Source organism: Pseudomonadota bacterium (assembly GCA_013285445.1).
Taxonomy (GTDB): Bacteria; Pseudomonadota; Gammaproteobacteria; order Xanthomonadales; family Wenzhouxiangellaceae; genus Wenzhouxiangella.
The window spans coordinates 1,040,795-1,053,022 of the sequence record CP053448.1 but is presented as its reverse complement, the minus strand read 5'-3'; the positions used below and the strand labels follow the sequence as shown (position 1 = coordinate 1,053,022).

General features: G+C 64.3%; 8 protein-coding genes. 2 read left to right on the top strand and 6 right to left on the bottom strand.

Going from position 1 to position 12,228, the window contains the following annotated elements:
* Positions 1-28 precede the first annotated feature (28 nt).
* The 6 genes from nei to HND55_04805 all read right to left on the bottom strand — a co-directional run bounded on the left by nei (position 29) and on the right by HND55_04805 (position 8,819).
* The gene (gene nei, locus HND55_04830) at positions 29-856 is read right to left on the bottom strand and encodes an endonuclease VIII (protein QKK02042.1); all 828 of its coding nucleotides are present in this window, start codon (positions 854-856) and stop codon (positions 29-31) included.
* Positions 857-939: 83 nt separating this feature from the next.
* A complete protein-coding gene (locus HND55_04825; GenBank protein ID QKK02041.1) occupies positions 940-3,720 on the bottom strand; it encodes a hypothetical protein in 2,781 nt (926 codons plus the stop codon).
* A gap of 93 nt (positions 3,721-3,813) precedes the next feature.
* Positions 3,814-4,935, bottom strand: coding sequence for a hypothetical protein (locus HND55_04820; GenBank protein QKK02040.1), 1,122 nt, complete (start codon positions 4,933-4,935; stop codon positions 3,814-3,816).
* A 53-nt stretch (positions 4,936-4,988) separates the two neighbouring features.
* On the bottom strand, positions 4,989-7,376 hold the full coding sequence (locus HND55_04815; GenBank protein QKK02039.1) for an RTX toxin: 2,388 nt from the start codon (positions 7,374-7,376) through the stop codon (positions 4,989-4,991).
* Between the two features lie 169 nt (positions 7,377-7,545).
* Positions 7,546-8,238 (bottom strand): glycosyltransferase family 2 protein, encoded by a 693-nt coding sequence (locus HND55_04810; GenBank protein QKK02038.1) that lies wholly within the window; start codon positions 8,236-8,238, stop codon positions 7,546-7,548.
* Entirely contained in the window at positions 8,226-8,819 is a 594-nt protein-coding gene (locus HND55_04805) for a DedA family protein (protein QKK02037.1), read from the bottom strand. The genes HND55_04810 and HND55_04805 overlap by 13 nt, the downstream gene beginning before the upstream one ends.
* Before the next feature lie 160 nt (positions 8,820-8,979).
* Between HND55_04805 and HND55_04800 the strand changes: the two genes are divergently transcribed.
* Together HND55_04800 and HND55_04795 are read left to right on the top strand one after the other, a co-directional pair.
* Positions 8,980-11,352: a prolyl oligopeptidase family serine peptidase gene (locus HND55_04800; GenBank protein ID QKK02036.1), complete on the top strand. Its 2,373-nt coding sequence runs from the start codon at positions 8,980-8,982 to the stop codon at positions 11,350-11,352.
* 6 nt (positions 11,353-11,358) lie between these two features.
* The gene (locus HND55_04795) at positions 11,359-12,072 is read left to right on the top strand and encodes an SDR family NAD(P)-dependent oxidoreductase (GenBank protein ID QKK02035.1); all 714 of its coding nucleotides are present in this window, start codon (positions 11,359-11,361) and stop codon (positions 12,070-12,072) included.
* Positions 12,073-12,228: the final 156 nt, after the last annotated feature.

Below are 12,228 nucleotides of genomic sequence, written 5' to 3'. Positions count from 1 at the left end.
TCGATTGTCCGGTGCCATCGGCTTCCGGTCAAGCCACGCGGCCCTGGCAGCTCGGGCAGTAATAGAGGCGGCGACCCGCGACCGCGACCCGATGGATCGGGGTGTCACATGCGTGACAGACCTGACCGTCGCGATCGAACACGAAATGACGGTAGTCGCGCCAGGCCCAGCCGGCGCTCCTGAGGGCCTTTGCGCGCTCCGGCCGGTTGGTCATTCCGCCAGTCTCGACCGATCGCCACATCAATGTATGCGCGGCCCCGGCCAGGCGAGCAAAGGCGCTTTCGTCCAGATCGCGTGGCCGATCAGTCCAGTGCAGACCGGCGGCGAACAGGATCTCGGAACGCAGATAATTCCCCACGCCAGCCAGAAACGACTGGTCAAGCAGCAGGTGGCCAAGCTGACGACCAGCAAAGCGGTCGCGGCGCATCCATTGTGCAATGGCGGCGACATCGGCACCGCTTGACAGCACATCGAGGCCGGCCCGGGCCACGAAGGGATGCGCCCGCAGCGAAGCGGCGTCGATCAATTCGATATCCGAGGCGCTGTAGAGCAGCGCCGAACGCGCCCGGGTCGTCAACGCCAGTCGCAGCTGACGATTCGTGTCTGGCCGGCGACCGGCTTCAGCAAACAGCCAGCGCCCGTAGAGCTGACTGTGGGTATAAACGACCCGGTCGTTGTCGAAATGCAGCAACAGCGCCTTACCCAGGGTTGTGGCCGCCATCAGCCGTCGACCGGTCAGCTCACGCTGACCCGCGCGCAGGTGCTCGAAGGCAAACCAGACCTCAGTCAAAGGCTGCGCACCCACTGCAGCGACGATCTGCCGGGCTACGCGGAACATCTCGGGCCCTTCCGGCATGACGAGTCTAGGCGACCGACCCGGTGAGCAAGCCGGCCGACCAGCCAGCGCAGGCAAGCGCTGCCGACCGACGGAACCGGCGGTCAGAGATCTGCGGAGTGACTGAAGCGCAGCTTGTCATGATCACGATACACCCGCCATTTGCGGCGCTCGAACAGCCCCAGGTGTGGGGGCCGCATGGTCTCCTCACCCAGACATGACTCGAGCTGAATGCGGCTTTCGTGCTCCTTGAGCAGCGCGGACCGGAACAACTCACACAGTTCAGCCCGGCCTTTGTCGTTCGCTCTGGTGGGCATTTCCGCAGCCGCGGCCTGCACCTGTTCAAGCGCATCGAGCACGGTCCCGCCCCACTGCCGCGCGCTCAGCCAGCTCCGGGTGAATTCATTCAGGGCCCGGCGCGGATCGGGGATTCGATTGACCAGCGCGGCAAACGCCTCGAGCTGGCGGGGAAGATCAGCCAGGCCCAGCAGTCCACAATCGGGATTGAAGTGAAGACGATGCTTCCGCATGTAGGAGACCATTCTCTGTCGCCGGCCGGCCGCAATGCGCTGGTCAGCCCGTTCAAGTCGCCCCGCTTCGGCCCGCAGCAGGGCCTCGGCAGTCCGATACAGCTTGGCAACATGTTCCCGGCTCATGTCGCGGTGCCTGAAATCACAGGCCAGGTGATCAAGCATGTCGATGACGCGGGGGTCAAGCCATACGGTCAAGCCGTGCCGGTTGTCGGCCGCGTGCTGAAACAGGGGAGTGATTCGGGACTTGTTGTCGATCGTCTCGGAGCGCAGACTGACCACATCAAGCAGTCGCCGGTCACATTCGCGCATTGCCTTCTCGAGCCGGGTCAGCTGCTCCGCATCTTCTCGCCCCTCGCGCCTGGCGCGAATCACCTGCGCAAGATGAACGGCCGCGCGCTGCTGGGCCGTGCGACGCGCCTCCATGCGGCGCGCCTCCTCTGTCGGCGGAAAGCAATCGAGCAGGGAACCGTAGACGATTTCCCAGGCGGCCGTGCCGCGATTGGCGATGTCCTGTTCCAGCAGCAGGGCATCGATACCGGGCAGCGCTCCACCCCGGACGCGCAGCACGGTCGGCCGGATACCCTCACTGAGCCCGAGACTGGCGAATTTCCAGCTCGAATAGTGAAGCGAAGTTGGCAGCCCTTCGCCCCGAGACAGGTTGTCAACAGCCCCCTCACGCCCAAAGTAGATCCCGGAAAAATCGCCTTCGAACGTCGGTTCACCGGCCATCAGCCGTTCGAGCTCGCTGTCGCTGAGGCGGCCCCAGCCTTGTTTGCGCGCCTTTTGCTGGGCACTGAAAGCCGCACCGGGCAGATTGAGGATATTCTCGGCCTTCAGGTCGGTGTGCGTGACGTCGTCCTCAAGCATCTGGTGGCCGTTGCGGAACAGGTTTGCGGCCATGCGCAGCCGATGACTGAGCGAACAATCCTCCAGCAGGCGCTTGCGAGCGTGGAAATCCGACAGCATGCCCTCGGCACTCCAGTCGAGGACGGCCAGCAGCAGCCGGTGATCGTAGTCGACCGTGACCTGGTGCAGCAGTGGGCCCAGGTTGCGCTTGAACAGTCCGCTCCAGTCCTCGTCAAGCGCCCTGCGGGCTTGCGCAGTATCGTCAAAACGCGGGTTGCGCGGTGCACTGAGCAAACCGGTTGCTGCGCGCAGAATCTCGCCGGCGAGCTGCGGATAGGCCTGCGCCTGTGCCAGCAGGGCAGGCGCCTGGACGCCGTGAACGTACTGATGAGCCTGAGTCAGACGGACCAGGTCGCCAACGGACTCGAACGGCACCGCCTTGACCGCGACCCGGTGCTTGCCGCTGCGAAAGACAGCCACGTTGTGGTGCGCCCCCAGCACCTTGGGTGCCTGGTCGTCGCTGCGTTCGAGCGTCCACTTGACCCCCTTCATGACAAAGGTGTCGTGGTTGTGGAAATAGGCTTCACACTCGCCGCGCCCACCCCAGATCCGCTCTTCAGCGCTTGTGCGCCAGGAACGCCCGCGGAGTCGTTCCAGCCGGTCAGCACTGGCCTGCTCGACAAAACGCCTGAAGCGCCTTTCAAACGCATCACCGGGCAGACTAAACGTCACTTTGCCCTGATCGTCGCGAAACGCCGGACCCCGATTGGTGCCGGCCAGAACAGTGGTGACTGACTGGGCATAGGCGCCATCTGGTCGCCGGTGCGGCCGCACCGACAGGCGAAGGGCGACCGGACCCCGGCCGGGCGTCTCTCGGCCGAAGTCGAGCTGCTGCATTGCCAACTGGAAGTGTCTGCGGCTGGCCGGCGACTGCCGTTGCCCGGTGACGATATTGTGGTTGAAGTTCTGCAGCGTGGCCAGCAGGTCATGATCGCTGCTGCCGGTCTCTGGCAGGAGAAAGGCGCGCATCCAGTCACTGAGCTCGCGCTGGCAGTCACTTTGCGCCGCCATCAGGGCAAAGACTTTCCGAAAATACGCCTCGCGCAAGCCCCGGTCGGCCCGAATCTGTTCAACGCTGTACCGACGCCTGCCCAGAAACAGCGGATCCTCGATGCGTGCATAGACGCGCGCCGGACCGAGGTTGAGCTCATAGACGGCATCCTGCTCGGTGATATAGCGAAACGTCAGCTCGACGTAGGTCACGCCGGGGCTGGCAGTGGGAATCAAGCGCCGCGGGCGTGCCAGAAGGTCGCCAAAACGCGCGGTTCCCAACGCCGAATCGTCCTGCCCCGTGCGGTCCTGTACCAGCGGGATATGCGGCATCCTGCGCGCAAATTCCTCGACCAGGGCATGCTCGCGTCTCTGCAACCGGTGTACGGCTGTTTCGCCCAGGCGACGGTCAGGTCGGGCATGCGAGAACAAACGGGCCAGCGTGCGAACGGTCAAGGGACCCCTTGGCTTCTGATTGGACCGGAATCAGTCCACCACTCTACTGCAGCAATTAAGCCACAGCAAGCCGGGCCCCGCCCGGCCAAACGATCAGGGCGGCAACTCGCCCAGGTACGCCGTTTCAAGCAGCTCGGTGCGCCAGGACAAGACATCGTCATCGAGGCGCCATACGGCCAGGGCAGGTCCGGACTCGACCCACTGGCCGGACTTGTCAAGCTGGCCGTGTGCCGGAACCAGCAGCGCAATCTGCCGCTCAACCACGACGAACGGGGCATAGGAATAAAAGCGCTGCAGGCTGCCCAGCGCCGATCCCGAATCACGGTCCAGAAGAATCCATTCGTGGCGCAGCCACTCGGTCGGGTCATCGACCGTGCGCGTTGCCAGCACATGACGGCCGTCACCTGACCGGAACTGGCGGCCCTGGATCTCGCCAAGCCATTCGTCCGGCGCCAGATCCGGTGACAATTCAACCGGCAGGCGATCGACAAACGCCGACGGCAGCGGCAAGGCCTGTTCACTGCTGCGGTCGAGCTGGACCAGCCCGCCCACCCGCTGCTGCCAGGCGCCTGCTTCCGCTTCGGCTTCAGTCTCGGATTCGGTCGGACTGGACCCTTCCGTACTGATTCTCGGCATCTTGCGCCCGCGGTTCAAACCGGATACCGCCGGTGCGCCGCGCAGCGGCCGTCTGGCATGGGTCCAGGAGAGGATCTCCCCCTCGTCGCCGGCGTAGTAGCGCAACCGAAACCGCTGGTCAGGGCGATCCTGGAGCAGGAAATTGATCCCGTCAGGCAACGGCACTTCGATCGATGCCTGCACTGCACCGGTGGCCGGAGCCAGATAGTGCACCTCGAAGCCCGCCTCTGTCGCGGACTGCCCCAGGGCAACCAGTGACCCCGCGTGCAGGCCCAGCGGGCGGGCCGATGGTTCATGGCGCCAGACGCGCTCGCCATCCTGCAGCCGACGGGCCGTCAGGCCCTCGGGTTCAGCCACGTAAAGTATGGTGCCGGTCGGATCCACCAACACGCCGCTGCCAAGCGACACACCGTCTCCGGCTCCTGTCAGCTCGCCGGCGGCGGTCGGGCCAGCCAGTAGGGTGCCGGCCGTGATGATTGCCATCACAGTCGGCATACCCAACCACCCGCGTTGCCAGCTGCCGCACTCGCGTGCGTCAGCGTTTCGGGGCTCGGTCGCAATTGCTGTCTTGTCAGTCATGGGTCTGTCCAGTTGCTCGCGCTGCCGCGCGCTTGTCAGCATGCCCTGCGGCATCAATCGAACCGGTCGGCGAAGATCACGTCGCCAGCCTGCTCCAGTATCCACGCGCCCCGCCCCAGCAGCCCGGCAACCAGCACGCCGTCCTGGGCGCTGTAGTCGAGCTCGAAAACCGGCGCGTTGGGCAAGCCGGTACCGCCCAGCTTGGACCAGATTGCAAACCCGTCACTCTGGTAGGCGACGTAAATGCCGCGGTCAGCGCCGACAACCAGCGCCGCATCGGCACCGGGCACAAACTGCAGCGCGCGCAATCGTCCGGGATCAAGCGAGCTCAGATTGCCGGTGACGGTCGACCAGGAGCTGGCCGCGTTGGTGGATCGATAAACGCCACCTGTGTCCACCGCAAACAGGTTGTCAGGACTGGCGCCCTCGATCGCCAGATCATTGATCACCAGACTGGTCGGCGAGGTCACCAGCGTCAGGCCAGCGCCCGGCGCGGCGGTTCGCCGGTAGAGCGAACCGTCATCGGCGACATAGATCAGATCGGCATTGCCAGGCACACCATAGATGATGGGATCCCCGACAAAGGCGTTGACCTTGATTCCCGCACCGATCCGGGTGATTGTATCGCCGCGATCAAGCGACTCGTAGAGACCGTTATCGGCACCGATCAGGAGGCGATCCCCGGACACTGTGTTGACCATGATCGGCGTATAGAACTGCGCATCAAGAGCCGGGCTGCCGCCGATAGGCGTCAGAGTAGGGAATGCCGTGCCCGTGACCACGTTGGACGCATTGACGATGCGCCGCCGGAAAGCGCTCAGAAACTGAAAACTGGTGTAGCGCGTCGACTGGCTGGCCGAGGAATGATCATCGACGGCCACGTCGCCGCCGTCTGCCGTCGAGATGCTGCGGAACGTCTTGCTGCCAGTGGCTACCTGCTCGGTCGATCCGGTGTCCTGCGCGCCGCCAAAAACAATTCCGGATACCTGGTCGTAGGCAATCCCGTGGTATTCGGTCGACTGCAGATCACCATTGATCGAAAACCAGTCTCCGCTACCCAGCTGCGGCGAGGTGCGCTTGTAGATACCGCCATCGTCTACCTCGATGAGGTTGCCGGCAGCATCGAAAGTCATTTCGCGGGAATCGGCATGCGGCGAGGAGTTGCTGGCCGTACCCGAGTGGGTCAGCGGCGTCCACTGCGAGCCGCCCGGCTGCGAGGCATCGCCACGGAACAGCCGCCCGGAGAAATCGTTGGCACCGATCGAGTTCGGCCAGAAACCGGCTCCGCCCCCTTCACTGAAAAACGGCTGACGGTCACCGCCGATGTAGACGATGTCGGCATTGCCCGGGTCGGCCAGAATCGAGAAGTGGATGGCGCCCTGCCCGCCGGGATGGACGCCGAAAATGGCCCCGCCTCCTTCGGTGGTCTCGGGCAGGTCCATGGCCGTCCAGCTGCTGCCGCCGTTGCCGGATCGAAACACGCCGTCAAGCTCACCGTCACTGCCGACAATGCCCACGTAGACGTTGCTGCTGCTGCCCACCGAAATCTCGATATTCGCCAGGCCGTCGACGATCAGCGCATCCATGGCGGCATCGGATACCTTGGACCAGGTCGCACCGGTATCGTCGCTGCGATACACGCCATTGCTGCCACCAACACCACCGGCAAACGTCACGCTGGTGTAGAAACGGGCAGTGTTGGACGGATCGCCGGCCAGATCATGGGTCACGCCCCCGGGCAGGCCCGTGGCCGTGCCGTCACCGGAGGAAATCTGCGTGAAGCTGCTGCCGCCATCGGTGGAGCGGAAGATGCCGATATTGGAATAGGTAAAACTGTCGGCAACATTGACTGCCGCCAGCAAGGTGCTGCCTCGCGCAGCCACCGCCGCGATGTTCTTGCCGGTGAGGGTGCCGCCGCCGTCAAGCAAGGTCCAGCTCGACCCGCCATCGGTGGTGCGCAACAGACCGATGCGCTCACCACCGGTGCGGCCCAGGCTGGAGAAGCGGCCAATCCCGGCCAGCAGGGTCTGGTGACTGGCGTCGGTAGGATCGAGATCCAGGCCACCGATCGACAGCGATGACTTGTCATCGGTCAGATGAACCCAGTTCGGACTGCTTGCCGTTGCATTGGTGGTCTTCCAGATACCGGCGTTCACGCCGCCAATCCACAGGGTGTCCGCGTCGGCCGGATGAGCGACGACGGCCTCCACGGCGCCGACCACTTCGTCGTTTGGCGTGACGTTTTCGACCTGACCATCCGTTGCCGGACCGGGGCCCTGGTCGGCCCAGCTGCCCGACAGTTGAGCGACGGCACTGGCCGGCTTCCAGACCGTGCTGGCGGCGTCGGCCTGTGTCTGAGCGGACGCCGGCTGCGCCATCGCGCCGACAGAACAAAGCAAAAGTGCGGCAGGACACGCCGCGAACCAACGATGCCAGTGCATGGGCAGATCCTCGGACCATCGATCGAGTCGGGTTCACTGTATGCCTTTTTCATGGCGGTATCAAGACAAGGCCACCGGACCTCGGGCACAGCGCCCGGCACTGACCCTGACCGGGCGCGGCACCCCCTGGCCGGACGCGACGACTCCGGACCGGGCCCGGTGGCCGTCATCAACCGCGATCGCGAACCGCGCCGCGCCGGCCTGACCCGATACGCTCGCGCAGGCCTTCAACGACATAGAGACTCCAGGTAACCGCAACAAGCTGGCCGATCATGCGCATGCGCAGCCGGACTCCGCGCCAGAGACCCAGCTTGCGTTCCTTGGTGCGATGGGTCAGTCCTTCGATCAGCGCGAAGTCCATGCCGTTGCCGCGCCGCTTCGCGGTGTGGTTCAGGGCAATCTCGATGCGGAAGCCGCGCTTGTGCCGCTCGGGCACCATTTGCCACAACTGGCGCGTCAGCGCGCGCTCGCCGCCGATGATCGGGAACACGTGCAGCAGGCGATTGAGCCACAACGTCTTGCGTGCCCGGATGCCGACGTGCAGATCGACTTCACCGGCCAGCACCGGATGAAGGATGCGGGATACGGCGGCCGGCGTGAGCCCGGTCACGTCGGCATCCAGAAACAGCAGGATACTACCCTGCGCAGCTGCCACGCCTGCATCCAGCGCCGCGGCCTTGCCGCGGTTGCCCGACAGCCGGACGACGGTCGCGCCGGCATCCTGCGCGCGGGCCGAGGTCGCATCACTCGAACCGTCATCGACCACGACCACCTCGTTGACTTGCGGGTGCCCGATCACCGAGCGCACGCATTCGGCAACAGTCGCCGCCTCGTTGTAGGCCGCGATGACTACCGAAACCATCGCTGCCTCACCCATTGCCCGAAAGTCAGGTAAGCCGACGCCGCGGCCAGCAGCAACAGCAGGAAGGCAAGCTCGATGTGCTGCAGCAGTTCTTCCAGCTGTCGCGCCGATCCGACCACCGCCCACGACAGGCCGGCCAGGCACAACACCACCGTGACCACGCCGAGCAGGTTGACCGATATGTAGAGGCCGAAGCGCATATTGAGCGCGCCAGCCAGCACCTGGGCAACGATGCGGGTGCCATAGACAAACTTTGACAGGTAGAGCAACCTGGGGCCCTGGCGCCGGAACAGCACTTCGAGACGCTCGACGCGATCCGGCGGCTGCCGCTCACGCAGGCGATCAAGCATTCGCGCCGGGTACCAACGGCCGAGCAGGTACCAGGCCAGATCGGATAGCACCGTTGCGACAATCGCGACCAGGATCACCCACAACCAGTCCAGCCGCCCCGTCGACGCCAGGAAAAGTGCCGGCAGCAGCACCACCTCCCCGACCAGCAGCAGGCCCACAAACAAGACCAGATACGGATAGCCGGTGACCAGTGCTGCCGCAGGCTGCAACCAGCCAGCTGCCTGTTCCATGCAATCGCAACTCCCTCCATTGTCACGAAATTGTAACTTGCTTTCCGGCGGCGTGAAGCGCTTGCCTGAGCGCGGTCGATCTGCTGTATCCTGACCAACCGGCGGCGGTCCCTGCCTTGTGGGCGGAGCGCGCCCGGTCAATCCATCGTTCGCGAATCCAATGAAGTCCAGACCAATCACGATCGTTCTGATGCTCCTGGCGCCGCTGTCGGCGATTGCCCAGACTCCCTCGCTGAAACAGATCATGGCCGACCCGCAGTGGATCGGGCCGCCGGTCGAACAGACCTGGTGGCAGCTCGATGGTGAAGCGATCTACTATCTCGTCGAGCGCAAAGACAGCGAACTTCGAGACATCCGTCGTATCGACCTGGCCAGCGGTGAGGATCATCTGGTCGATTACGCCGAACAGGCCGGCATCGACGGTGCCAACCCGGTCTACCACCCGCAGACCGGGCGCTTCGTGTTCGTGCGCAACGGCAACCTGTTTGTCCGTCAGCCCGGCGACGGGAATCTGGTGCAGCTCACCCGTGACAGCGCAACCGACAGCGCGCCGGTTTTCAGCCCCGAAGGTGAACGAGTTGTCTTTCTCCGCGGCAGCCAGTGGTGGGTCCACGACCTGGTCGATCGCCTGAGCTGGCCGGTGACCGACCTGCGCTTCGAAGACGAGCCGGATGCCGAGCCCGACGACAACCTGGCCCGAATGCAGCTGCGTCTGTTTGAAAGCCTGCGCGACCAGGTCGAAGACAAGCGGGAAGCGCGCAGCGAGGCCGAGAAGGCAGCAGCCGAAGACACCAGTCGCTCGGTTGCTCCCTGGTACCTGGGCGCGGACATGGAACCCGGCGCCTCGGCCCTGTCGCCAAACGGCCGCTGGCTGTTGCTGGCCGTTCAGACGGCCGGCCATGACGAGGGCAAGGACGGCCGAATGCCCCACTACGTCACGCAGTCAGGCTATATCGACGTCGAGGACGTGCGCACGCGCGTGGGCCGCAATCCGCCGGCGCCCGGCCAGCTCTGGCTGCTTGATCTGGACAACCGGGCAAAACACGAACTGGACTTCGGGCATCTGCCGGGCATCGACAGCGATCCGCTGGCCGAACTCAAACAGGAACAGGGTATCGACCCAATCGGCGAAGACGAGCTGCGCGAGATCAACATCGACAGTATCGAATGGCACGCCGAAGGCAAGTTGGCGGCCGTGCAGCTGCGCGCGATCGACAACAAGGATCGCTGGCTGGCCGTGGTCGACGTCAGTGCCGAAGTACCGGTTCTGGAGCATCGCCATCGCTTGACCGACGCGGCATGGATCAACTGGTCGTTCAACCAGTTCGGCTGGCTGCCGGACTCAGAAACGCTGTGGTTCTTGTCGGAGGAATCCGGCTACAGTCATTTCTACACGGTGGGCGCACGCAGCGGTTCACCTCGACAGCACACGCACGGAGCGTTCGAGGTCGACTCCCCGGTCATCAACGCGGACGGGGCGGCAGTGCTGATGCTGGCCAACCGTTCCCATCCGACCGCATACGACCTCTACCGCCTGGACCTGGTTGGCGACGAGCTCGAGCGCATCACTGAACACAAGGGCATCGAGTCCTTCACCGTCATGCCGGGCGCGAGCGAGCAGGCGCTGGTGCGCTATTCCGAGGCCTACCTGCCCCCACAGGCCGCCCTGGTGGATCTCCACACCGGCGAGCTCGATCCCCTGACCGACACGCGCGGCGAGCGGTTCAAGGCGATCGAGTGGCAGCAGCCCGAGATCGTTGGCGTGCCCTCGAGCCACGTCGACCGCCCGGTCTGGTCGAAGTTCTACCCGGCGCGCGGCGAACCCGCCCACGGGGGCGAGCAATACCCGGTCGTGCTGTTCGTCCACGGCGCCGGCTATCTGCAGAACACCTGGTCGCGCTATCCGAACTACTTTCGCGAGCAGATGTTTCACAATCTGCTCACCGAGCGCGGCTACCACGTGCTCGACATGGATTTCCGCGCCAGCGCCGGCTACGGGCGCGACTGGCGCACGGCAATCTATCGCCAGATGGGCACGCCCGAGCTCGAGGACTTGATCGACGGCGTCGACTGGCTGGTCGACAACCACGACGCCGACCGCGAACGCATCGGCGTCTACGGCGGCTCCTACGGCGGCTTCATGGCCTTCATGGCGATGTTCAAGGCGCCCGAGGTCTTCCAGGCGGGTGCCGCACTCAGGCCGGTGACCGACTGGGCGCACTACAACCACTTCTACACCTCGAACATCCTCAACACACCCGCGATCGACCCGGAGGCCTACCGGCGCAGCTCGCCGATCGAGTTTGCCGAGGGCCTGGACGGCCACCTGCTGATCGCCCACGGCATGCTCGATTCAAATGTTTTCTATCAGGACTCGGTCAGGCTGGCGCAGCGTCTGATCGAACTCGAGAAAGACCACTGGGAACTGGCGTCGTATCCAATGGAGGGGCACGGTTTCGCCCGTCCGGATAGCTGGCGCGACGAGTATTGGCGTATCCTGAATCTGTTCGAACGCACCATCGGGAGAGAGTAAGCAACAATGAATGTGTTCATTACGGGCAACAGCAGCGGCCTGGGCCTGGGGCTGACCGAAGCGCTGCTCGACCGTGACGCCATTGTCTGGGGCATGAGCCGGCGCGGCTGCCCCCTGGCGGCCCACGACGAAGAAGGTATCCGTGACCGCAAACAGGACATCGGCAACCTCAACCATCTCGAGGAAGGGCTTGAACGCCTGCTGTCGGACTGCCTGCGGCTTGACCTGGTGGTCCTCAACGCCGGCATCCTGGGCCGGATTCAGGAGATTTCCCACACCGACGTGCACGACCTCGAACACCTCATGCGCGTTAACGTGTGGGCCAACAAGATGATCCTCGACTGGCTGATCGAACGCCAGATCCCGGTCGACCAGGTCGTGGCGGTCTCCTCCGGTGCTGCGGTCAACATGCACTATGGCTGGGGTGGCTACTCGCTGTCGAAAGCCGCGCTCAACAACCTCATCAAACTGTATGCGCCCGAAATGCCGGACACACACTTGATCAGTCTCGCGCCAGGCCTGATCGATACCGGCATGCAGGACTACCTGTGCCAGGAAGTCGACAGCAGCGAGTTCCCATCGGTGCAGAAACTCAAGGATGCTCGCGGCACGGAGAACATGCCCAGCCCCCGGGAAGCCGCCGACCGCATCCTCGATTTGCTCGACCGCCTCAAGCGCGATCATGATTCCGGCGATTTCGCGGACCTGCGCAACCTCTAGCCCGCATTATTCATGAGTCGCCGCGATGATTGCGCAGGGGTTTGTTCGCACAGCGGATTTTCCGACCGAGCGGAATACCAGGCTGTATTTCCGAGGGAGAAAAATCCGCTGTGCGGACAAGGCGCAAGCAAGGGCGCGAGTGAATTCATGAATAAT

Bases quoted from the DNA above. Each gene is read 5' to 3' on its own strand.
- nei (QKK02042.1), bottom strand. From the start codon at position 856: ATGCCGGAAGGGCCCGAGATGTTCCGCGTAGCCCGGCAGATCGTCGCT.
- HND55_04820 (QKK02040.1), bottom strand. From the start codon at position 4,935: ATGACTGACAAGACAGCAATTGCGACCGAGCCCCGAAACGCTGACGCA.
- HND55_04815 (QKK02039.1), bottom strand. From the start codon at position 7,376: ATGCACTGGCATCGTTGGTTCGCGGCGTGTCCTGCCGCACTTTTGCTT.
- HND55_04810 (QKK02038.1), bottom strand. From the start codon at position 8,238: ATGGTTTCGGTAGTCATCGCGGCCTACAACGAGGCGGCGACTGTTGCC.
- HND55_04805 (QKK02037.1), bottom strand. From the start codon at position 8,819: ATGGAACAGGCAGCTGGCTGGTTGCAGCCTGCGGCAGCACTGGTCACC.
- HND55_04800 (QKK02036.1), top strand. From the start codon at position 8,980: ATGAAGTCCAGACCAATCACGATCGTTCTGATGCTCCTGGCGCCGCTG.
- HND55_04795 (QKK02035.1), top strand. From the start codon at position 11,359: ATGAATGTGTTCATTACGGGCAACAGCAGCGGCCTGGGCCTGGGGCTG.